This window comes from Bradyrhizobium sp. Cp5.3 (assembly GCF_000426265.1).
In the GTDB taxonomy this organism is placed as follows: Bacteria; Pseudomonadota; Alphaproteobacteria; order Rhizobiales; family Xanthobacteraceae; genus Bradyrhizobium; species Bradyrhizobium neotropicale.
The window spans coordinates 156,274-178,586 of the sequence record NZ_AUFA01000008.1 but is presented as its reverse complement, the minus strand read 5'-3'; the positions used below and the strand labels follow the sequence as shown (position 1 = coordinate 178,586).

21 protein-coding genes are annotated in these 22,313 nt (G+C 65.9%); 3 read left to right on the top strand and 18 right to left on the bottom strand.

What is annotated here, in order from left to right:
• Positions 1–16 precede the first annotated feature (16 nt).
• The 7 genes from arfB to K289_RS0113035 all read right to left on the bottom strand — a co-directional run bounded on the left by arfB (position 17) and on the right by K289_RS0113035 (position 8,996).
• Positions 17–433 (bottom strand): alternative ribosome rescue aminoacyl-tRNA hydrolase ArfB, encoded by a 417-nt coding sequence (gene arfB, locus K289_RS0113065; RefSeq protein ID WP_027551924.1) that lies wholly within the window; start codon positions 431–433, stop codon positions 17–19.
• Positions 434–549: 116 nt separating this feature from the next.
• A complete protein-coding gene (locus tag K289_RS0113060; protein WP_027551923.1) occupies positions 550–1,923 on the bottom strand; it encodes a pitrilysin family protein in 1,374 nt (457 codons plus the stop codon).
• Positions 1,920–3,311, bottom strand: a complete 1,392-nt coding sequence (locus K289_RS0113055; protein WP_027551922.1) for a pitrilysin family protein — start codon at positions 3,309–3,311, stop codon at positions 1,920–1,922. The genes K289_RS0113060 and K289_RS0113055 overlap by 4 nt, the downstream gene beginning before the upstream one ends.
• A gap of 198 nt (positions 3,312–3,509) precedes the next feature.
• Positions 3,510–4,232 (bottom strand): hypothetical protein, encoded by a 723-nt coding sequence (locus K289_RS0113050; RefSeq protein WP_027551921.1) that lies wholly within the window; start codon positions 4,230–4,232, stop codon positions 3,510–3,512.
• A gap of 94 nt (positions 4,233–4,326) precedes the next feature.
• Entirely contained in the window at positions 4,327–4,821 is a 495-nt protein-coding gene (gene lspA, locus K289_RS0113045) for a signal peptidase II (protein WP_027551920.1), read from the bottom strand.
• Complete coding sequence (gene ileS, locus K289_RS0113040) at positions 4,818–7,817, bottom strand: isoleucine--tRNA ligase (protein WP_027551919.1); 3,000 nt, start codon at positions 7,815–7,817, stop codon at positions 4,818–4,820. Before ileS ends, lspA begins: the two co-directional genes overlap by 4 nt.
• Before the next feature lie 207 nt (positions 7,818–8,024).
• Positions 8,025–8,996 carry a bifunctional riboflavin kinase/FAD synthetase gene (locus K289_RS0113035; protein ID WP_027551918.1) on the bottom strand — a complete coding sequence of 324 codons (972 nt, stop codon included), beginning with the start codon at positions 8,994–8,996 and terminating at the stop codon, positions 8,025–8,027.
• 229 nt (positions 8,997–9,225) lie between these two features.
• On the opposite strand from K289_RS0113035, the gene K289_RS0113030 reads away from it, so the two are divergent.
• The gene (locus tag K289_RS0113030) at positions 9,226–9,621 is read left to right on the top strand and encodes a response regulator (RefSeq protein ID WP_027551917.1); all 396 of its coding nucleotides are present in this window, start codon (positions 9,226–9,228) and stop codon (positions 9,619–9,621) included.
• A 123-nt stretch (positions 9,622–9,744) separates the two neighbouring features.
• Here the strand turns inward: K289_RS0113030 and K289_RS0113025 are convergent, their stop codons facing one another.
• From K289_RS0113025 to K289_RS0113015, 3 genes are all read right to left on the bottom strand, one after another.
• Positions 9,745–10,599: a TIGR01459 family HAD-type hydrolase gene (locus tag K289_RS0113025; protein ID WP_027551916.1), complete on the bottom strand. Its 855-nt coding sequence runs from the start codon at positions 10,597–10,599 to the stop codon at positions 9,745–9,747.
• A 15-nt stretch (positions 10,600–10,614) separates the two neighbouring features.
• Positions 10,615–12,093, bottom strand: a complete 1,479-nt coding sequence (locus tag K289_RS0113020) for an EAL domain-containing protein (protein ID WP_027551915.1) — start codon at positions 12,091–12,093, stop codon at positions 10,615–10,617.
• Positions 12,094–12,234: 141 nt separating this feature from the next.
• On the bottom strand, positions 12,235–13,797 hold the full coding sequence (locus tag K289_RS0113015) for a winged helix-turn-helix domain-containing protein (RefSeq protein ID WP_027551914.1): 1,563 nt from the start codon (positions 13,795–13,797) through the stop codon (positions 12,235–12,237).
• Positions 13,798–13,917: 120 nt separating this feature from the next.
• On the opposite strand from K289_RS0113015, the gene K289_RS0113010 reads away from it, so the two are divergent.
• Positions 13,918–14,760, top strand: coding sequence for a class I SAM-dependent methyltransferase (locus K289_RS0113010; protein WP_027551913.1), 843 nt, complete (start codon positions 13,918–13,920; stop codon positions 14,758–14,760).
• A gap of 48 nt (positions 14,761–14,808) precedes the next feature.
• Here the strand turns inward: K289_RS0113010 and K289_RS0113005 are convergent, their stop codons facing one another.
• From K289_RS0113005 to uvrC, 7 genes are all read right to left on the bottom strand, one after another.
• Entirely contained in the window at positions 14,809–15,939 is a 1,131-nt protein-coding gene (locus K289_RS0113005) for a YihY/virulence factor BrkB family protein (protein WP_027551912.1), read from the bottom strand.
• A complete protein-coding gene (locus K289_RS0113000; protein WP_027551911.1) occupies positions 15,939–16,535 on the bottom strand; it encodes a hypothetical protein in 597 nt (198 codons plus the stop codon). The genes K289_RS0113005 and K289_RS0113000 overlap by 1 nt, the downstream gene beginning before the upstream one ends.
• Before the next feature lie 93 nt (positions 16,536–16,628).
• A complete protein-coding gene (gene prmB / locus K289_RS0112995; protein WP_027551910.1) occupies positions 16,629–17,588 on the bottom strand; it encodes a 50S ribosomal protein L3 N(5)-glutamine methyltransferase in 960 nt (319 codons plus the stop codon).
• Positions 17,588–18,055, bottom strand: coding sequence for a molybdenum cofactor biosynthesis protein MoaE (locus K289_RS0112990; RefSeq protein WP_027551909.1), 468 nt, complete (start codon positions 18,053–18,055; stop codon positions 17,588–17,590). Before K289_RS0112990 ends, prmB begins: the two co-directional genes overlap by 1 nt.
• A gap of 4 nt (positions 18,056–18,059) precedes the next feature.
• Positions 18,060–18,311: a molybdopterin converting factor subunit 1 gene (gene moaD, locus K289_RS0112985; protein WP_027551908.1), complete on the bottom strand. Its 252-nt coding sequence runs from the start codon at positions 18,309–18,311 to the stop codon at positions 18,060–18,062.
• Positions 18,308–18,925 carry a CDP-diacylglycerol--glycerol-3-phosphate 3-phosphatidyltransferase gene (gene pgsA, locus K289_RS0112980; protein WP_027551907.1) on the bottom strand — a complete coding sequence of 206 codons (618 nt, stop codon included), beginning with the start codon at positions 18,923–18,925 and terminating at the stop codon, positions 18,308–18,310. Before pgsA ends, moaD begins: the two co-directional genes overlap by 4 nt.
• Before the next feature lie 96 nt (positions 18,926–19,021).
• A complete protein-coding gene (gene uvrC / locus K289_RS0112975; protein ID WP_027551906.1) occupies positions 19,022–21,085 on the bottom strand; it encodes an excinuclease ABC subunit UvrC in 2,064 nt (687 codons plus the stop codon).
• 249 nt (positions 21,086–21,334) lie between these two features.
• Here uvrC and K289_RS0112970 point away from each other — a divergent pair, with 249 nt between their 5' ends.
• Positions 21,335–21,958: an outer membrane protein gene (locus K289_RS0112970; protein ID WP_027551905.1), complete on the top strand. Its 624-nt coding sequence runs from the start codon at positions 21,335–21,337 to the stop codon at positions 21,956–21,958.
• Positions 21,959–22,030: 72 nt separating this feature from the next.
• Here the strand turns inward: K289_RS0112970 and K289_RS0112965 are convergent, their stop codons facing one another.
• Positions 22,031–22,246: a cold-shock protein gene (locus K289_RS0112965; RefSeq protein ID WP_008544396.1), complete on the bottom strand. Its 216-nt coding sequence runs from the start codon at positions 22,244–22,246 to the stop codon at positions 22,031–22,033.
• Positions 22,247–22,313: the final 67 nt, after the last annotated feature.

The following is a 22,313-nucleotide window of genomic DNA, read 5'->3' as shown; positions in this document are numbered from 1 at the left end:
GGAGGTTTCTTGTCGCTCAGTCGTCGAAGCGTCCGCCGCGCCCAGCCTTGACGTCGCTGCGGCGCTTCTTGCCGTCGAGCCGGCGCTGCTTGGAGGCGAAGGTCGGCCGGGTGGCGCGCCGCGGCGTCGGGCGCACCATGGCCTCGCTCAGGATCGCGACGAGGCGGTCGATCGCGTCCTGCCGGTTGCGCTCCTGGGTGCGGAAGCGTTGCGCATGGATGACGATGACGCCGTCCTTGGTCATGCGCTGGCCGGCGATGCGGGCAAGGCGCAGGCCGGCGTCCTCCGGCAGGGTCAGCCTGCTTGTGTCGAAGCGCAGTTGCGCCGAGGTCGCGACCTTGTTGACGTTCTGTCCGCCCGGGCCCGAGGCGCGGACGAAGCTGATCTCGATGTCGTCCTCGTCGATGGCAAGATCGCGGGATATCCGCAGCATGGTGGCACCATTCGTGATGCCCGGACATATCGCGGACGTCTACGTTCGGCAATGGCGCATAAGCGGACGAAAAAATGGCCGGGGCGCGCCCGGCCATTTCAGACAACGTAAGGAAGTCAGTTCGACTTCGTCACCGGGGCCGCTGCGGGCTGCGCCGCGGCCTGCGGTGCGCGGCCGACGACCACGGTCAGGAGTCCCTCGCCCCACAGGCGCTTGGCGGCCGCCTTGGCATCATCCAGCGTCACTGCGTCGACGATGGCGTTGCGCTTCTCGATATAGTCGATCGGGAGCTTGTCCTGCTGATACTGCAGCAGCGCCTGGGCCAGCTTGGAGGAGGTGTCGAGCGCCAGCATCTGCGAGCCCTTGAGGTAGGACTTGGCCTCGTCGAGCTCCTTCTGCGTCGGGCCCTCCTCGGCGATGCGGCGCACCTCCTTCTCGATGGCGTCGATGGTCTCGCCGGCGCGGTCGGCGCGCGTGCCGGTATTGCCGATGAACAGCGCCGAATGCTCCATCCAGAGCAGCGATTCGTACACCGAATAGGCGAGGCCCCGCTTCTCGCGGACTTCGTGATAGAGCCGGGACGACAATCCGCCGCCGCCGAGAATGTGGTTGACGACATAGGCCGCCATGAAGTTCGGATCGTTGCGCTTGAAGCCCGGGCCGCCGAAGGTGATCACGGTCTGCGGCACGTCGAGCGGCACGAAGGCGCGCTGCGGCGGCTTGGCGGCTACAATGTCGGGGACCGGCGTGAGGTTGGCCTTGGCGGGCAGGCTGCCGAAGGTGTGGTCGAGCAGCTTGCCGAGGGTGGTCGGATCGACGTCGCCGACGACCGCGACCTTCAGCGTGTCCTTGGCAAGCACGCGGCCGACGTAATCCTTCAAATCGGCGACCGTGATGGTCGGCACGCTGTCCAGCGTGCCGTTGCTCTGCCGCCCATAGGGATGATCGCCATAGGCGATCTCCAGGAATTTGCGGCTCGCCAGCGAGGACGGATTGGTGGTCTCACGGCGCAGCCCCGCGAGGACCTGGGAGCGGATCCGCTCGACGTCGACCGTGTCGAAATGCGGCGAGGTCAATGCCATCCGCAACAGGTCGAAGGCTTCGTCCCTGTTGTCGCGCAGCATGCGCAGGCTGCCGCGGAAGGTGTCGCGGCTGGCGCTGAAGCTGAGCTCGATGGCGCGGCGGTCCAGCCGTTCATGGAAGGTCTTGGAATCGAGGTCGCCGGAGCCCTCGTCGAGGAGATCGCCGACCAGGTTGGCGACGCCCGGCTTGTCCTTGGGATCCTGGGCCGAGCCGCCAGCAAACGAATATTCCATGGCGATCAGCGGCACCGTCGCGTCCTGGACGAACCAGGCCTCGATGCCGCCCGGCGAGACCAGGTGCTGGATCTTTGCGGCGGCTTCCGACGGCGTGACCGCGGCGAGCGCCAGCGCAGCGCCGGTGACGAAGGACAGTGCGATGTGTCGGGCGCGAAGGAAGGGATGGGTCACGAACGCTTCTCCTCGCGTTTGGCGGTTGCGGTGTCCTTGATCAGATAGCCGGTGACCGAGCGCTTCTTCTCGAGCCATTTTTGTGCGGCTGCCTGGACCTGTTCGGCGGTGACGGCGCGGATGCGATCCGGCCAGCTCCGGATGTCCTCGATCGACAGGCCCGTGGTCAGCGCGCCGCCATACCAGCGCGCCAGCACCGCCTGATTGTCCTGGGCGTAGATCGCTTCGGCGATGAGCTGGGTCTTGACCCGCTCCAAATCCTCGGCGCGGATCGGATTCTGCACGATGCCGGCGAGGACGCCATCGACCGCCTGCTCGACCTCGGCGAAGCTGACGCCGGGTTTCGGCGAGGCCGAGATCGAGAACTGCGTCGGATCGAGCGAGATGCTCGAGTAGCTGGCGCTGGCGGAGACCGCGAGCGGCCGATCGACGACGAGCGCGCGGTAGAGATAGGAGTTGCTGCCGCTGCCCATCAACTGCGCGAGCACGTCGAGGGCCGCGCTCTCGCCGGCCGCGGCCGTCGTCGCCGAAGGCACCAGATAGAAGCGCCGCAGGCTGGGCTGCTCGACGCGGGGGTCGGCGAGCGTGACGGTGCGCGGGGCGGCCGGGTCCGGCTCCTGCGGACGGATGCGCCGCGCCGGGATGGCGGACTGGGCCGGAATGGACCCGAAATTGCGCTCGACCAGCGGGCGGACATCGGCGAGTTCGACGTCGCCGGCGATCACCAGGATCGCGTTGTTCGGTGCGTAGAAGCGGCGGTAGAAGGCGAGCGCATCCTCGCGATCGAGCTTCTCGATCTCCTGGTGCCAGCCGATCACGGGCCGGCCATAGGGATGATTGAGATAGAGCGCGGCCATGATCTGCTCGTTCAGCCGCGCATCGGGATTGTTGGCCACGCGCATGTTGTACTCTTCGAGCACGACGTCACGCTCGGGCAGCACGTTCTCGTCCTTGAGGATGAGGCCGGTCATGCGGTCGGCCTCGAACTCCATCATGGTCGGCAGTTGCTCGCGCGGCACGCGCTGGTAATAGTTGGTGTAGTCGACCGAGGTCGACGCGTTCTCGTTGCCACCGACGCGCAGCACGGTCTGGGAGAATTCGCCGACCGGATGCTTCTGCGTGCCCTTGAACATCAGGTGCTCGAGGAAGTGAGCCAGGCCGGACTTGCCCGGCGTCTCGTCGGCCGAGCCGACCTTGTACCAGATCATCTCCGTGACCACCGGCGTGCGGTGGTCCGGGATCACCACGACCTGAAGGCCGTTGCTGAGCGTGAAGCTCGCGGGCGGTGCGGATGTGACCGTGGTCTGGGCGAGCGCACTGCCGGCTGAGAAAGCAGAGGTCGAGAGCAGCGCGGCGAGAAGGCAGGCAATCGATCGGTATGAGGGCATCACGATCCTTGTGAATGCCCGGATCCTGACGTCCGGGCGTGAAAGCACGGCATGCTACACCGCGCGGCTTTGAGCTTCGGCTCACGAAGCAGAGAACGCCGTTAAGTTGAACTTAAAAATAGGTCATCTGCCGCGTCCGGCCTACACCGGACGATTGCGGCGGTTCCGCGCGACCAGGCGCTGCGACAGGCAAGGAGCTTATTGCTCCTTCTCCTTGCCGGACATGATGTCGTAATACATCTTTCGCGACTTGTCCGGCCCAGTGCCGTAGGCGTAGTTCGGTGAGGGCGTCTGATATCCCGGCGGCGGCTCAGTCAGCGACTGGCGAGCAGGCTCCGACGTGAATTTCGTCTCCTCGGAGGTGTTGCCCTTGAACATGTTCCAGAGGCCGCCGGTGTAGCCGAGCTGGGCTGGACTCAGCGACGGGTTGCCGTTGGTGCCCGGCTGAATCGGATCGTTGTTCTCGCGGGCGGGCGCAGCCGTCTTGGCGGCATTCATCTCGGCCGGCGTCAGCGGCCGGGCCGCTTCCCAGTTTTCCTTCGCCTTGTTCGCCTTCTGCCGGGCGGCGATGGCTTCCTTGCGGCGCTTGACGTCAGGATCCTTCGGCCAGTTCGGCGCGGCCTTGGCCTCGGTCGCGGCGGGCGGCGGCAGGTCGAGCTTGGGCGGCACGACGAGCGGCGAGCGCTCACGATAGTCGATACCGGGTTTCTCCATGCTCTTGGCGCCGATACCGGACATCAGGTTGTCGATGAGCTTCTCTTCGAAGGTCATGTCGTCGTCATCATTGTCGTCGCCGGCGCGGACCGCGCCGGTCGACATGACGAGGCCGATGCCCAGCGCGACCGCGGACAATTTCAGCACCCGCCAGAGCCCCCGCTGGGGATCTCGAACCATCGAAACGCTGGTTTCGGAGCTGCGCATTACTGTACCTGTTCCATATTGTGGCAGATCGCCGCGTCATGCGCGGTCGACCCTCGCAAGCAAGGTTCCACCCACCGGCCCGTATCGGCCGGGATCAGGGCGCTTTTGCGGCGGGTACCCCCAGGAAGGAATCATACAATAGGGCTGCCACCCCAGCAACGATGGCCACGTCCGCAAGGTTGAAAACGTACCAATTATAGGTAGTTCCGCCGATTTCGACGTGGAGCAGGGCGAAATCGACCACCGCGCCGTAGGCCAGGCGGTCGATGCCGTTGCCGATGGCGCCGCCGATGATGAGCCCCAGCGCGATCGTAGCGAGCCGGGTGTGCGACCGGGCCATCCAGACCGCCAGCGCGACCACCGCGACGGCCTTCACGACCATCAGCGCGATCTGCGCCGCCTGGCCGTCGTTCTGCAGCCAGCCGAAGCTGATCCCGATATTCCAGGCCAGCACCAGATCGAAGAACGGCGTCACCCTCACCGCGCCGCGATGAGCGAGGTCGAACACGTTCAGCAGCCAGAGCTTTGAGGCCTGGTCGGCGATCAGGGTCGCGACCGCCGCGAGTACGCCGGCATGGAAGGGCCTCAAACGCTGACTCCCAGCGCCTTCCATTCCCGCAGCGCCTTGGCGTCGCGCGGGGTGACGTCGGGATATTCGGGGTCCTCGCCGACCGTCGGTGAGATCTTCCAGGAGCGGGCGCATTTGGTGCCGACCGCCTTCTCCACCACGACCGCGACGCCGGGAACGGCATCGAGACGGAATGCGCTCGCGGGCGCCTCGCCCTCGCGCACCTCATAGCTCGAGGTGATGCAGACCTCGGCAAGATCCGTGTCGAACAGCGTCATCATCATGTCCCGGTCGGCGATGTAGATCACCGGCGAGGCCTCCAGCGACGAGCCGATGGTCTTGGCGGCGCGCGCGAGCTCCAATGCGCCGGTGACGACGCGGCGGACGTTGCGGATCGTCTCCCATTTCGCGGCGAGCTTGTCGTCGCGGAGCTTTTCCAGACCTTCCGGGAACATTGTGAGATGCACCGAGGGCTCGGCATCGGGCCTGTACATCCGCCAGGCTTCCTCCGCGGTGAAGCTCAGGATCGGCGCCAGCCATTTCAGGATCGCGTTGCAGAGCAGGTCGATCGTGGTCAGCGCCGCCTTGCGCGTCAGCGAGGACGGCGGATCGCAGTAGAGCGTGTCCTTGCGGATGTCGAAATAGAACGCGGAGAGCTCGCTGTTCAGGAAGGCGGACAGGATCGCGACCACCGTCTTGTAGTCGAATTCCTGGTAGGCCTTGCGGATCGCGCCGGCGCGCGCCGCAAGCTCGTGCAGCATCAGCCGCTCGAGCTCGGGCATCTCGGCGGGCGCGACCGCGTCGGCCGGTTTGTAGTGATGCAGCGTGCCGAGCATCCAGCGCACGGTGTTGCGCAGCTTGCGGTAGGTCTCGACCGTGTTCTTCAGGATCTCGGGGCCGATGCGCTGGTCGTCGGTGTAGTCGCAGGACGCGACCCAGAGTCGCAAAATGTCGGCGCCGGATTCCTTGATGACGGCCTGCGGCTCGATGGTGTTGCCGAGCGACTTCGACATCTTGCGGCCGTCCTCGGCCTGGGTGAAGCCGTGCGTCAGCACGATGTCGTAGGGCGCGCGTCCCCGCGTGCCGCAGCTTTCCAAGAGTGACGAGTGGAACCAGCCGCGGTGCTGGTCCGAGCCCTCAAGGTACATCACCGTGTCCTTGCCGCCGTCGACCTTGCGCTTGATGCCGGCAAGGCCGGGGAATTGCACGGGGTCCTCGAGCACGAAGGCGTGCGTCGAGCCGGAATCGAACCAGACGTCGAGGATGTCGTCGACCTTCTGCCAGTCTTCGTTGGCGCACGGGCCGAGGAAGCGCTCGCGTGCGCCCTGCGCGTACCAGGCGTCGGCGCCTTCCTTCTCGAAGGCTTCGCCGATGCGGGCGTTGACGGCCTCGTCCTGGAGGATCTCGGCGGAGCCGTCACCCTTCTCGCGCACGAACACGGCGATCGGCACGCCCCAGGCGCGCTGGCGCGAGATCACCCAGTCGGGGCGCGCCTCGATCATGCCGTTGATGCGGTTCTCGCCAGATGGCGGCACCCATTGCGTGACCGAGATCGCATGCAGCGCGCGGGCGCGCAGAGTGTCGCCGGACTTGGTCTTGCCGTTCGCGGCAATGTCCTTGTCCATCGCGATGAACCATTGCGGCGTGTTGCGGAAGATCACCGGCTTCTTGGAGCGCCAGGAGTGCGGATATTGATGCTTCAGCCGTCCGCGTGCGAGCAGCATGCCCCTGTCGACCAGCGCCTTGATCACGGCGTCGTTGGCGTCGCCCTTCTCGCCCTTGTCGTTGATGACGCGCCTTCCGGCAAAGCCGGGCGCGTGATCGGTATAGGCGCCGTTCTCGTCGACGGTGTAGGGGATCGCGCTGTTGATGCCACGCGCGTCCAGCTCACGCGTGTTCGCCATCCAGGCGTCGAAGTCCTCGCGGCCATGGCTGGGTGCGGTGTGCACGAAACCTGTGCCGGTGTCGTCGGTGACGTGGTCGCCGGAGAGCAGCGGCACCGTGAACTCGTAGCCGCCGCCGAGCCCCTTCAGCGGATGGGCGCACTCGATCGCGTCCATGGTGTCGCCGGGGATGTCGCGGACCTTCTCATAGGCGGTCACGCGGGCCTGCTTGAACACCTCTTCGGCGAGCGCGTCGGCGAGGATCAGGAGATCGCCGGTCTTGGCCCAATTGTCGCTAGGGGCATCCGTCACCTTGTAGAGGCCATAGGCGATCTTCGGCGAGAACGAGATGGCGCGGTTGCCCGGCAGCGTCCAGGGCGTGGTGGTCCAGATCACGACGCTGGCGGTCGCAAGCGCGCCATGCGCGGGCGAGGTGACCGGGAATTTCACCCAGACCATGTCGGACGTGTAGTCCTCGTACTCGACCTCGGCTTCCGCCAGCGCGGTCTTCTCGACCACGCTCCACATCACCGGCTTGGAGCCGCGGTAGAGCGTGCCGTTGGCGGCGAACTTCATCAGCTCGCGCGCGATCTGCGCTTCCGCCGGATAGGTCATGGTGGCGTAGGGATGGGCCCAGTCGCCGATCACGCCGAGACGCTTGAATTCCTCGCGCTGCACGTTGAGCCAGTGCGTCGCATAGGCGCGGCATTCCTTCCGGAAGTCGATCATGGCGGCACTGTCGCGGAAGTCGGGCTTCTGCTTGCCCTTCTTGCGATAGTGCTCCTCCTCGACCTTCCATTCGATCGGCAGGCCGTGGCAGTCCCAGCCCGGAACGTAGTTGGAATCGAAGCCGAGCATCTGCTGGCTCTTGGTGACGAGATCCTTCAGGATCTTGTTCAGCGCCGTGCCGATATGGATGTTGCCGTTGGCATAGGGCGGGCCGTCATGCAGCACGAACTTGTCGCGGCCCTTCGCGCTCTCGCGCAGCTTCTCGTAGAGGCCGATCTCGTACCAGCGCTTGAGGATCTCCGGCTCGCGCTGCGGCAGGCCCGCGCGCATCGGGAATTCCGTCTGGGGCAGGAACAGCGTCTTGGAATAGTCTTTGGCGTCGGACTTTTGCGGCTTTTCGGACATGAGGATGACTGGCTCGGAAGGGCGCGGAAACGGATGGCGACTGGAATCGCGGGGTGAAACGACAAAATCCCGGTCTTGCGCCGAGCCGAATGGCTCAGGCGGAAGCCGGGCCGCTAATCCCTATGATGCGCCGCGCAAACATGGGCTCTCCATAGCAGCCGGGCCGGGGAAGCGCAAAGGGGGCGGGGAACGGGGCCGTTTCCCCCCTCAATCGATCGTTCCCAGCCTCGGAAACGCGTCCGGGGCGGCGGCCAGCACGGCGCGGGCGCGGGCGGAGTCGTCGTCCATCTGGCGGATCAGGGGTTCGATACTGTCGAACTTCAGCTCTTCGCGAATAAAGCCGATGAAGGCGCAGTCCAGCACCTGTCCGTACAGGTCGCCCTTGAAGTCGAACAGGAAGATTTCCAGCAGCGGCGCGCCATTGTCGAAGGTCGGGCGGCGGCCGAAGCTCGCCACCCCGTCCAGGCGCTCGGTGCCACGGCCGACCCGCACCGCGTAGATGCCGTGCTTCAGGCCGCAATTGGCATCCAGACGGATGTTGGCAGTGGGATAGCCGAGGTCTCGGCCGCGCTTTTCGCCATGGACGACCTCGCCGGTCACGAACCAGGGAGCACCGAGCATGGCGGTGGCCTCGTCGAGCTGCCCTTCCGCGAGCGCGATCCGGATGGCGCTGGAGGAGACCGGCCGCTCATCGATATCGACATGCGCCTGCACGTCGACCTCGATGCCGAGCCGGGGTGCCTCGTTGACGAGCAGGCTGGGCGAGCCGACCCGGCCTTTGCCGAAATGGAAGTCGTAGCCGACGGCGATGCCGCTGACGCCGAGGCGGTCGATCAGGTCATGGTGAATGAAATCTTGCGCGCTGGTCCCGGCGCGGGCCTTGTCGAAGGTCATGACCACGGCGCCGGCAAGCCCGGTGCCGGCCAAGAGCCGCAGCTTCGCCGGCTCGTCGGTCAGACGGAATTGCGGGGTGTTGGGGCTGAAAAACCGGCGCGGGTGCGGCTCGAAGGTCAATGCCAGTGCCGGACGACCGTGCGCCCGGCCCATTTCCAGGGCCGCTGCAATCACCGCCCTGTGGCCGAGATGGACCCCGTCGAAATTGCCCATGGCGACCACGGAGCCCCGCGGGATCGCGGAAGCCGGTGTGGTGTCGCGGATAACGGTAAAATGCGGGACCATCAGGGGAATTCTCAAGCCGGCGGGACCGGCCGGGACCGTGGCTTGACCCGCCGGACGAAGTCAAGCGGGGGATACGGCCGCCTTGGAGACGATTTCAGTCCTTCGCCGGCCTCCGCAGTTAACGCGCTGTTTAACGCCTTGGTGCTAGTCCTGGAACCGTGGAACCGCGGGACCTCAGGTCCGGCAGGTCCGATGGCAGTAATCCTGGGTATGCGTTGGGGGAGTCGAGATGGCGGTTGATTTGTCGATGCCGGTTCTGGTGGTGGATGACTACAGCACCATGATCCGTATCATCCGGAATCTGCTGAAGCAGCTTGGCTTCGACAATATCGATGATGCCAGCGACGGTTCGGCGGCGCTGAACAAGATGCGCGGCAAGAAATACGGGCTCGTGATCTCCGACTGGAACATGGAGCCGATGACGGGCTACGACCTGCTGCGCGAAGTGCGCGCGGATCCCAACCTTGCGACCACGCCCTTCATCATGATCACGGCCGAATCCAAGACCGAGAACGTGATCGCGGCCAAGAAGGCCGGCGTGAACAATTACATCGTCAAGCCGTTCAACGCGGCGACGCTGAAGACCAAGATCGAGGCGGTCTTCCCGGACATGGCGAGCGCGTAAGGCGCCCAATCGTCATCAGAGATATCTGAATGCCCGGGCTGGTCCCGGGCATTTGCGCCTCTCGACTGTCATTCGGGGGCGATGTGAAGCATCGAATCCGGATGACGACGAGAGGCTAGAGCGTCACCACTTCAGTTCGCGGATCAGCGCCTTCGGCGGGTGGCCGAACAGCTCCATCACGGAAGCCGGGTCGAGCTGGTCGAGGCCCTCGAACTCCTCGGAATGGATGCCGCGGGTGACGAACAGGCAGTCGATGCCGAACTCGCGCGCCCCGGTGAGGTCGGTGCGGACGGAATCGCCGATCGCCAGCACCTTCTTCCGGTCGATTTGGTGGCCCTGGCGTTCGCCGGCGAGCGCCATCGCGCGCTCGTAGATGGGCCGGTGCGGCTTGCCGTAGAAGATCACCTCGCCGCCAAGCTCGCGATAGAGCTCGGCGATCGCGCCGGCGCAATAGATCAGCCGGTCGCCACGTTCGACCACGATATCGGGGTTGGCGCAGACCAGCGTCAGCTTGCGCTCGCGCGCCTTCAGCATCATGCCGCGATAGTCTTCCGCAGTCTCGGTCTCGTCGTCATAGAGGCCGGTGCAGACGATGTAGTCGGCCTCCTCCAGCGGCGCGGTCACCGCATTGAGGCCGCGGTAGATCGAGTTGTCGCGCTCGGGGCCGAGCCAGAACATCTTGCGGCCGGGATGGTCGGCGACATAGAGCCTTGTCAGATCGCCCGAGGAGACGATCGCGTCATAGGTCTCGTCGGCGACGCCGAGCTTGCGCAATTGCCGTTGCACGGAGTCGGCGGGGCGCGGTGCATTGGTGATCAGGATCACCGTACCACCGTGGCTGCGATAAGTGTGCAGCGCCTCGCAGGCTTCTGGGAAGGATTCCAGGCCGTTATGGACCACGCCCCAGATATCGCTCAGCACGACCTCCACACCGCCCACGAGTTCACGCAGGCTTTCGGCGAAATGCAGCGTGGTCATGATGCGCGCGACCGATCAGATGCGGCGCGCGAGCGCCGCGTTGCCGGTGATGCGTTGTGACGGAGATGTGCCAGACGTCGCGGCCGGGCTGGGAGTACCGGTGCCATTGGATCCCTGAATGTCCTGCGCCTGGTTCGGCGAGGCCCCGGCGGTAGCAGATGCCCCCTCCGGCCGCAATGGCCGGGGTGGCGCGAACAGGAAGCCCTGGCCGAACCGCACGTCGTAATCGAGCAGGTCGACCACCGCGCGCTCGCCCTCGATCCGCTCGGCGATCAGATCGATGCCGAAACGGCCGAGCAGGTCGGACAGATCCGAAGGATGGATGTCCGAAGCCGAGGCCTGCCTCGGATCGAGCAGGAGGGCGGCCGGGACCTTGATGAAGCGTACGCCGCGGTCGGCGAGCTCGCGCGGCTCGATCCGCAAGTCCGTGACATGGTCGATCGAGAAGCGGAAACCGCGCTGGGCGAGCGCCGCGAGGTTCTCGGTCTCGGCCGGGCCGAGATTGCGGAACGTCGACTGCTTGAACTCCAGCACCAGCGACGGCGCCAGCGCCCGATTGGCTTCGAGGAAGTCGAGGCACTGGGCGAAGGTGGTGGAGTTGCCGAGCGTGGACGCCGCGACGTTGCAGAACACGCCGACATCCTTGTTGCGCACCATCAGGCGGCGCAGCACCTGCACGCAGCGCAGCATCACCATGTTGTCGATGCGCCCGATCAGCCCCGAGGCTTCGGCGATGCTGATGAACTCCTCGGCCGCGATGAGCTGATCGCGCTCGTCGCGCACCCGCGTCACCGCCTCGTAGAAGCGGACCTTGCGTTGCGGCAGCGTCACCATCGGCTGGAGGAAGAGGTCGATGCGGTTTTCGTCGATCGCGTTCCGCAGCGTCGCCAGGAGCTGGGTCTGGGTTCGTCCGGCAGTGCTCTGGACGGCGGGGGCAGGGCGCGGCGCAGCGGGGGGCGTCGACGTCGCGGCCGGCAACGGGGGAGCGGTCGGCTTCTCCTCGAACGTTGCGAGCAGTTCGAGCGGTGCCTCCGGTTCCGGCCTTGCAACCGGGGCGGCCGCAACCGGGTCGGCCGCAGCCGGAGTGGCGGTGGTCAGCAGGTCTTCATGGGCCGACACAGTCGCGGCGAGCTGCTTGACCAGTCCACCGAGCTCGTTGATCTCGCCGACCACCGACTGGATCCGGTCGGAGTTGGTCGAGTTCGCCGAAGCGACGCGCCCCTCGACGGCCGCGAGCCGGCGTCCGAACTCGGCCACCTGGCGGGCAAGGTCCGCGGTGCCGCGCGACAGGTCGGCGATCTGGCCGCCGACGTCGCTGCGGTCGCGCAGCCGCATCGACACCGCATTGTAGAGGATCAGGAAGGTCAGCGCGGTCAGCGCCACGATGGCGGATTCGGTTCCGCTGATGCCGGCAACCGAATACAGCACAAGCCCGAGCGAGGCCGCGACCAGAACCATGCAGATGGCGATGAAGATCGTCGAAATGCGAATCATGCCGCGCGTTACGCCTCAAGAGCTGACTGCCTGACCGGGAAAACACGGGTCGCCATTCGAACCCGTCACGCCTCATGCTCCCCCAAGCGAAGCGAGCTTAACATCATTGTTGATTCGAGGGGATAGCAGCCTGTTCGCGGCCTAGGTCAGGCCGGCGCGGCGAAAGCCTTCCAGGTAGCGCTCGCGGTCGGGGGCGAGCTTGATCGGCATGAATTCGGCGATCCAGGCGAGCGAGACATTCGGCTGGGCGCGGCGGAGTTCCTGGAGCGCCGCACGGGCGAGCTCGGCGTGTCCGGCCATGCCGGCGGCGGAGGTCAGCACCCGGTGCGCGCCGACGAAGTCGCTGCGCTGGCGCAAGGACTCCTGCGCCAGCCGGATCGCCTCCTCGTAGTCGGCGCCCAGAAAGCGGGCATAGGCGGCGATGCCGAAATAGACCGGTGCATAGGGGTCGCGCGGGCTGAGGCGGATGGCCCGGCGCGCGGCGGCGTCGGCATCCCGCCAGCGGCCGCAATAGCTGAGCACGAGGCCATAATAGCCCTGCGCCAGCGCGAAGTTCGGATTGAGCCGCAGCGCGGTCTCGAATTCGGCGAGCGCGTCGTCGAACCGCCGCGCGAACAGATGGACGTGGCCGAGCGCGTTGTGGGCCCAGGCATCCTCGTCGTCGATGTGGATGGCGGCGCGCGCCGCGCGTTCGGCGACCGGCATTGCGGCCGCCATCTCCATCCAGCCCATATGGGCCGTGAACATATAGCTGGTGCCGAGCAGCCCGAGCGCCTTGCCGTAGTTCGGGTCGAGGGCGATGGCCTTTTCGAGCAGGGCTTGGGCTACGACATGATCCTGTCGCGTCACGCGCCAGTAATGCGACAGCGCGCGCATCAACAGGTCCCAGGCATCCATGCTGTCGGGCGGCTTGCGCTGGGCGCGAAAGCTTTCGGCGGCATAGAGCTGCGGCTCGATCGCGGCGACGATGGCCTCCGTGATCTCGTCCTGCACGGCGAAGACGTCGGCAAGCTCGCGATCATAGCGTTCGGCCCAGAGATGGCTGCCGGTTGCGACGTCGTTGAGCTGCGCCGTGATGCGGACACGGCCGCCGCCCTTGCGGACGCTGCCTTCGACGACGTAGCGCACGCCGAGCTCCTTTGCGACCTGCCGCAGGTGAACGGTCCGGCCCTTGTAGATGAAGGAGGAGTTGCGCGCGATGACGAAGAACCAGCGCAGCTTCGACAGCGCGGTGATGATATCCTCGCTGATGCCGTCGGAGAAATAATCCTGCTCGGCCTCGCCGCTCATGTTGGTGAAGGGCAGCACCGCGATCGCAGGACGATCGGGCAGCGGCAGGCCGGCCGGCGCGGCCTCGACCGGCTGGACCTTGATGTCGGGACTGCCGGCGACGGCGGCCTCTCGCACCTCGCCGACGAAGCGCACGCCCTTGCGCGCGATGGTGCGGATCAGCCGCTGCTCCTCGCCGGAATCATCGACCGCGCGCCGCACCGCGTTGATCCGGCTCGTCAGCGTGGAATCGGAGACGACGCGGCCGTTCCAGATCGCATCGAGCAGATTATCCCGCGTCACCACACGGTCGCGGTTGCGGACCAGATAGATCAGGAGATCGAACACCTGGGGCTCGAGCGCGACAAGCGTTCCTGCCCGCCGCAATTCGCGGCGCGCGGGATCAAGCACGAAGTCCTCGAACTTGAATGCCACGTTTCGCCCCGGCTCCCGCTCGGAAATCAAGCGGCTCTCAGGGTAAAATAACGGGGCTCTCAAGGCCAGTCGGCCACATGCGCCCTATCGTCCCGGCACTCTCAACCGCAGGAGATTGCCATGTCGACAGCCGCAGCGCTCAGCAACAAGATCGACGCCCAACCGGACCTTGCCGCCGTCAAGCAGCGTCAGCACGGGGCCTGGTCGTCCGGCGATTATGCCGTGGTCGGCACCACCTTGCAGATCGTCGGCGAGCAGCTCTGCGAAGCGCTCGACCTGCGCGCCGGCAGCAAGGTTCTGGATGTTGCCGCCGGTAACGGCAATGCCACGCTGGCCGCGGCACGGCGCTGGTGCGAGGTCACATCCACCGATTACGTGCCGGCGCTGCTCAAGCGCGGGCGCGAGCGGGCCGCGGCGGAGCATCTGATGATCGAATTTCGCGAGGCGGACGCCGAAGCGCTGCCTTTCGCCGATGCGAGCTACGATGTCGTCCTCTCGACCTTCGGCGTCATGTTCACGCCGGATCAGGACAAGGCGGCCGCCGAGCTCGCGCGCGTCTGCAGATCCGGCGGCAAGATCGGGCTCGCGAACTGGACGCCGCAGGGTTTCATCGGTCAGCTCTTCAAGACGATCGGCAAGCATTTGCCGCCGCCGGCGGGCGTGAAGTCGCCGGCCCTGTGGGGCACCCCGGCGCGCCTCGAGGAGATGTTCGGCAGCCAGGCCTCCGAGATCGCCGCCGAGCCCAGGATGTTCGTGTTCCGCTACCGTTCGCCCGAGCACTGGCTCGAGGTGTTCAAGTCGTTCTATGGCCCGATGCTGAAAGCCTTCGCCGCACTCGACGACACCGGCCAGACGGCCCTGCGCCGCGATCTCCTCGCCCTGCTCGGCGAGTTCAATCATGCCGACGACGGCACGGTGGTCGTGCACAGCGAATATCTTGAGGCGGTGATCAGCAAGCGTTGAACCGAGCGGCGGTGGTCAGGCCGGCACGTTCGGCCTGACCCTACCGAACTAGGACGGTGCGGCGGCCCCGACCGTATCGGCCGAGACCGCTTCGCGGCTGCCGAGCGGCTTGGGCCGCCCTTCGGTCGTATCCCGCAGCGTCTGCCGTTCGATCTCCGAGTTCAGCTCGGCCCCGAACATGATGACGATGGCAGACACCCACATCCACATCATCAAGCCGATCGCCGCGCCAAGCGAGCCGTAGGTCGCATTGTAGTTGGCGAATTCCGAGAGATACCAGGACAGCAGCGCCGAGCCGGCGATCCAGAGCACCGCGGCCGTCACCGCGCCGATGCTCAGCCATTGCCATTGCGGCGAGTCGCGGCTGGGGGCGAAGCGGTAGAGGACGGCCAGCGCGATCAGCAGGATGACGAACAAGAGCGGCCATCGGGCGAGCGCAATGATCAGCTTGCTCTCGGGGGCGAGGCCGAGATGATTGAGCGCGAGCGGGAAGGCGACCACGGTGCCGACCATCAGCAGCAGCGCCGCGATGCCGCCGATCGTGAAGGCCAGTGACACCAGATTGAGCCGGATGAAGCTGCGCTTCTCCCGCTCCTCATAGGCGACGTTGAGAGCGTCGAAAATGGATTTGACGCCGGCATTGGCGCTCCAGATCGCAAGCACGAGGCCGAACAGGAAGGTGGCGCCAAGCGCAGTGTTGCCCTTCGACACCACGCGCCCGACCTGGTCCTCGACGATCTGGAACGCGCCCTCGGGCAGCATCATCGCGAGCTTCTGCAGATTGGCGCTGATCGTCGCGGGATCGGCGAACAGGCCGTAGGATGAGACGAGCGCAGTCACGGCGGGAAAGATTGCAAGCAACCCGAAGAAGACGACGCCTCCCGCCGTCGCGAGCAGCCGGTCGTCACCAATGCGCTGATAGGTGCGCCAGACAATATCCTTCCACCCCGCCCAGGGGATCGCGAACGGGCTTTTCGATCGGCGGCCACGGCCGGGCTGCGCGGCCGCGCGGGCTGCGTTCGTCTCGGGCGAACTTGCCTCTTTGTTGCGGCGATCCTGCACAGGCTCCGATTGCATGAAGCCGGACGCCTGGAGGTAGCGTTCCGCGGTCAGGACCAGCACGGTGGTGGCCGCGACCAGAAGCCAGCTATCGAGCTGCTCGGAGCGCCGCGCCTGCATCATGTGTCCGATCGGCCGCGGCGCCTCCGGCGCGCCGCCGTCACGCCCAACAGCCCGACGGCTGCGAGCATCAAGCCCAGTTGCACCGGCCGGTTGCTGCGAAGGGGCGAGGCTCTGCCGCCATGATCCTTGTCTTGGCCCCTTTCGCCCGGCGCGAGCGGCACCAGAGGTATCGTGGTCGCGACCTCCTTGACGGCTTCCTTCACCGTTCCACGCGGGATCCGGGGCGTCGCGATCGCCACGCGCAGGCGGCTGGCGAGAGGCACGACGGATTTTGCGGGACGACGCATCATGACCATGGCCACGACGGCACAGATTGCTGCGACCGCCAGCAGCACCGCGCCGACCGCGCCGAAGGCCCAGAACTGCCCGTAAGCGAGCTCGATCCAGCGGAACAGCGCCATCAGACCGACGAAGCAGGCCGCGATAACGAGCAGGCCTGCGACCGCGAACAATCCCGCGGCGATCGCGTAGGAGGTTATCCTGCCGGTGGTCTGGTTGGCGCGGTCGCGCAGATAGGACTGTGTGGCGCGCTTGAGGTGGTTGGCCTTGAGCGTCAACCCCGCGCGCAGCAATTCGCCCGATGGCGCAAGCATACGGACATCCTCCGGCAGCCGAGACGTTTCGTTCGGGGATGAACGTGGCGGTGTTTGACTTGTTCCGACGGGACGCGGGGCCTGTTGCCGCGATCAGCCGAGGTCGGCGGCGGAGATCCAGAACACCTCGCCCTCGGACTCCTCGGTATCGAGCCAGAGCAGTGGCAGTTCCGGGAAGGCTTCGTCGAGCAAGTCGCGCCCGCGCCCGATCTCGCAGAGCAGGCCGCCCTCCGGCGCCAAATGTTTTGGCGCATCGCGCAGGATGCGACGTACCACGTCGAGCCCGTCGGCGCCGCCATCGAAGGCGAGTTTCGGCTCGGCCCGGCATTCCGGCGGCAGCGCGGCCATGCCATCGGCGTCGACATAGGGCGGATTGGAGATGATCAGGTCGTAGCTGCTGTCGCCAAGCGGCGCAAACAGATCGCCGCGATGGAGCGTGATGCGGTGATCGAGCCCGTGCTCTCCGACATTGCGCGTGGCAACCTCGAGCGCGCCTTTGGAGATGTCGACGGCATCGATCGCGGCGTTCGGGAAATGATGCGCGGCGAGGATCGCGAGGCATCCCGAGCCGGTGCAGAGATCGAGCACCCGTCCGACGGCCAGGGGATCGTCGAGAAGCGAGCCGGCTTCGCCGTCGCTGCCGAAATGCGACTCAAGGAGTTCGCCGATGAAGGAGCGCGGAACGATCACGCGTTCATCGACATAGAAGGGCAGGCCGCGCATGTAGATCTTGTTGACGAGATAGGCGGCCGGCTTGCGGGTGGTGACGCGCTTGTGGATGAGATCGAGGATGACCTTGCCTTCCGCCTTGGTGACGCTGGCATTGGCAAAGGCCTCGAACTGGTCGGGATGGAGATGAAGCGCCTCGCAGACCAGGAAGGCGGCCTCCGCCACGGGATCGGTGGTGCCGTGCGCGAAGGCGAGCTTGGCTTCGACGAAGCGGCTCACCGCATAGCGGACGAAATCGATCAGCGTCACGAGCTCGCCCGCTCCGACCTTCGCGAGTTTCGGCGCGGCGCGGCCGCGCGGTGTCTTCTTGGATGCTCTTGCCATCAGGATTTGGTCCAGCGTGCGGCGGCCTCGTCGTCACGGGCATGGGCCTCGACCCAGCCGGTGCCGGCGGCGCTCTCTTCCTTCTTCCAGAACGGAGCACTGGTCTTGAGGTAGTCCATCAGGAACTCGGCCGCCTCGAACGCCGCCTGGCGGTGTTGCGAGGCGGTCACCACCAGCACGATGTTTTCGCCGGGCATGATTCGGCCGACGCGATGGATGATCGTGACGCCGTCCAGCGGCCAGCGCGAGGTCGCCTCGTCGACATGGCGCCCGATCTCTTCCTCCGCCATGCCCGGATAATGCTCGAGCGTGAGCGCGGAAATCTTGGCGCTGTCCTCGTCGCCGCGGCAGATGCCGGAGAAGCTCACGACCGCGCCGATGTCGGTACGGCCCTTCGTCAGGCCCGCGATCTCGTGGGCGACGTCGAAATCGGTCTCTTGGATGCGGATGGTGACGGGGCCGGTCATGGGCCTAGCCGCCGGTCATCGGCGGAAAGAACGCGATCTCGCGGGCGCCCGCGATCGCGGCGTCGGGCCTCACATGGGCGTGGTCGATCGCGGCGCGGATCACCTGCGGCTTCTCGAAGGCATAGGCATAGGCCTCGCTCCGGCCGGACAGCCAGGCGATCAGCTCCTCCACGGTGCGCACGCTCGCAGGCGGCTCGACGGTTTCCTCGGCCGTGCCGATGCGCTCGCGCACCCAGGCGAAGTATTTCAGCTTCATCCCTCATCCTCCTTGATGAGGTGATGGATGCCGGCTCGGAAGTAATCGTAACCGGTGTAGATCGTGAAGATCGCCGAGATCCACAGCAGCAACAGGCCGATCTGCGTGACCACCGGCACCACCTGGTCGCCGGCTTCACCCGCGAGCAGGAAGCCGATCGCGACGAGCTGGATCGTGGTCTTCCACTTGGCGAGCTTGGTCACGGGCACGCTGACCCGCAGCGCCGCCAGATATTCGCGCAGGCCCGAGACCAGGATCTCGCGGCACAGGATGACGATGGCGGCCCACAGCGACCAGCCATGGATGATGCCGTCGGCAGCCAGCATCAACAGGCACGAGGAGACCAGGAGCTTGTCGGCGATCGGGTCGAGCATCCGCCCGAACGCTGATTGCTGATTCCAGATGCGCGCGTAATAGCCGTCGAGGTAGTCGGTCACGCCCGCCGCGATGAAGATGGCGACCGCCACCCAGCGCAGCCAGAGCGGCTGATCCATGATCGACTGGGCATAGATGCACCCGACCACGACCGGGACCGCAGCGATCCGGGCGTAGGTCAGGATATTCGGGAGGGACAGCGAGCTCTTGGTGGCCCCTCGTGTCGTGGCGATGTTCATCCGTTCTACCAATACCGCTGTGGCATGAAGGTCAACCGTCCCGCTCCTCAAATGGGGCGCGGACACGACGACCATATGACCACGGTCCCCTTTAATTCACCCCGGCTGGGGATGGAAATACTCGAAAATCCTGCGGGCGCTCTCGGCGCTCACCCCCGGAACCTTGCCAAGATCGGCGATCGAGGCCCGCTCGATCTCCTTCAGGGTCCCGAAATGATGCAACAAGGCCCGTTTGCGTGACGGGCCGATGCCCGGGATTTCCTGCAAACCGGCCTCGCGGATGTCCTTCTTGCGCAGCTTGCGGTGCGAGCCGATGACGAAACGGTGGGCCTCGTCCCGCAGGCGCTGGATGAAATAGAGCACGGGATCGCGCGGCTCGAGCTTGATCGCCTCGCGGTCCGGCATGAACAGGGTCTCGCGGCCGGCATCCCGGTCCGGCCCCTTGGCGACCGACATCAGCGAGACCTGGGTGAGGCCGAGGCCCTCGAATATCTCCCGGACGGCGTTGAGCTGGCCGCGGCCGCCGTCGATGATGACGAGGTCCGGCCATTGCGGGAAATCGTCGTCCTTGGCCTTGGCCGCACCCTCTTCCGGCGGGCTGAGCAGACGCTTGAACCGGCGCTGCAGCACCTCGCGCATCATGGCGTAGTCGTCGCCGGGCGTGAGGCCTTCGGACTTGATGTTGAACTTGCGGTACTGGTTCTTCACGAAGCCGTCCGGGCCGGCGACGATCATCGCGCCGACCGCATTGGTGCCCTGGATGTGGCTGTTGTCGTAGACCTCGATGCGCTTCGGGGGATGCGGCAGGCTCAGGGTCCCGGCCATCGCCTCGAGCAGGCGGCTTTGTGTTGCGGTATCGGCGAGCTTGCGTCCCAGCGCCTCGCGCGCATTGGTCAGCGCGTGGGTGACGAGCTCCTTCTTCTCGCCGCGCTTGGGCGCGGTGACCTCGACCTTGTGGCCGGCCTTGATCGACAGCGCATTGCCAAGCAGCTCGCTCTCCTCGATCTCGTGCGAGAGCAGGATGACCTTCGGCGGCGGCTTGTCGTCGTAGAACTGCGCCAGGAAGGAGCCGAGCACTTCCTCCGGAGTGAAGGTCTTCTCCGCGCGCGGGAAATAGGCGCGGTTGCCCCAGTTCTGTCCGGTGCGGAAGAAGAACACCTCGACGCAGGAGAAGCCGCCCTCCTGGTGGATGGCGAACACGTCGGCTTCCTCCACGGTACGCGGATTGATGCCCTGCTGCGACTGGATTGCCGAGAGCGCGGCGAGGCGGTCGCGGTAGAGCGCGGCGCGCTCGAATTCGAGCTCGCCGGAGGCCTTCTCCATCTCGGCGGCGAGCTCCTGCTTCACCGCATGGCTCTTGCCGGAGAGGAAGTCGGTCGCCTCGCGCACCAGCGTCGTATAGCCCGTAAAATCGATCTCGCGCGTGCAGGGACCGGCGCAGCGGCGGATCTGGTAGAGCAGGCAGGGCCGGGTGCGGCTCTCGAAGAACGAATCGGTGCAGGAGCGGATCAGGAAGGCGCGCTGCAAGGCCGTGATGGTGCGGTTGACGGCGCCGGCGGAGGCGAACGGCCCGAAGTACCGCCCGGGGCGGGTCTGCGCGCCCCGATGTTTCAGGATCTGCGGCGCCCAATGGTCGCCGGTGATCAGGATATAGGGAAACGACTTGTCGTCGCGAAGCTGCACGTTGAAGCGCGGCCTGAGCTGCTTGATGAGGTTGGCCTCGAGCAGCAACGCTTCCGTCTCGGTCGTGGTCGAGACGATCTCGACCGTGACCGTAGCCGCGATCATGCGCAGGATGCGGGCCGGCTGCGGCGCGCCCACGCGCGCGTAGTTCGACAGGCGCTTTTTGACGTTCTTGGCCTTGCCGACATAGAGCACGTCGGCATTCGCATTCAGCATGCGATAGACGCCGGGCGAGGTGGGGGCGAGCCGGACCGCGCGCTCGATCGCCTCATGGCCCGTCGCCAGCGGGCCTTCGCCGACCGCGCCGCTCTCTTCCAGGATGTCCGGCAGCCGCGCCTCGTCGTCGTCCTCGCCGCTTGCGGCGGCGGGGTCGACGTCCGGAGGCGCCAGATCCTCGGGCGGCGCATCCAGCGCCGCGCCGCGCCGGGCCTTGCGCGCGCGCGCAGTGTCCGGGTTGTCGGTGGAATCGTGATCCATGGGGCAAATTTAAGCGCTGGTGGCGCCGATTTGAAGTTCCGCACCTGCGACACGCACAGAGGGCGGGCGCAGTTCCCGGTAACGCTTCCTTAAGTCTGTTAAGAGCGCGGTAACCGGCCTTAACAACCCTTTAACTTAAAACTCTCGATAAATCCTACGCGAAAAGGTCTTGGTTCGGTAACCATTCGGCCGGGCGCAGCGCGGCGGCGCTCGTCTCGCACGGTTGCGGCAGTTGCGTTGGAGAGTGTGATGAAGAGGCTCGTTGTGGGCGCAGCCGCGTTGGTTGCAGCCGGCTGGACAGCTTCGGCAGAGGCCGCCGATCTCAATTACGGGCAGGGTGCGCCCTATACCGTCAATCAGCCGCTCAATGCCTATAGCTGGGCCGGCCCCTATCTCGGCGGCAACATCGGCTATGAATGGGGCTCGGTGACCAGCAATCCCGCCAACCCCTCCGGCTTCGTCGGCGGCGTGCAGGCGGGCTACAATTTCCAGAACGGTCCGTGGGTGTTCGGCATCGAGGGCGACATCCAGGCGACCGGCGCGGACGACACCTTTGCGCCGTGGAAGTTCTCCAATCCCTGGTTCGGTACCGTGCGCGGCCGCGCCGGCTATTCCTTCAGCAACGTGCTGTTCTACGGCACCGCTGGTCTCGCCTTCGGTGAGCTGAAAGGACAGACGTTCGGCTTTACGGAGTCGCACACCACCGCCGGCTGGACTGCGGGTGTCGGCGCCGAGGTCGGGCTTGCGCCGAACTGGAGCGCCAAGCTCGAATACCTCTACATCGATCTGTCGACGAGTCAGTTCGCAATTACAGGCGTGTCAAACGGCTATACCGCCAGCGTCGTGCGCGCGGGCGTGAACTATCACTTCTGATAGCTGAAGAAGAAAATACCGGACATTACCCTCCCGGCCGCTCGCGGCCGGGATTTTTTTGCGTCAGGCTCGCTAGGAGAGGATCACCAAATTGACCGCCTTTGGTCCCTTCCCCTTCTTGTCCGGTTCGACTTCGAACGTGATGCGCTGTCCTTCGGCAAGATCCTTCAAACCGGCTCGCTCCACAGCAGTGATGTGAACGAAGACATCGCGACCGCCGTCGTCCGGCTTGATGAAGCCGTAGCCGCGCTCGCCGTTGAAGAATTTAACCGTCCCCGTCATGGCCATCGGGAAACTCCTCCCCCGCATTGCTCCTCCGTCATGACGCAGACTCACGTCATGACATGACCGGACA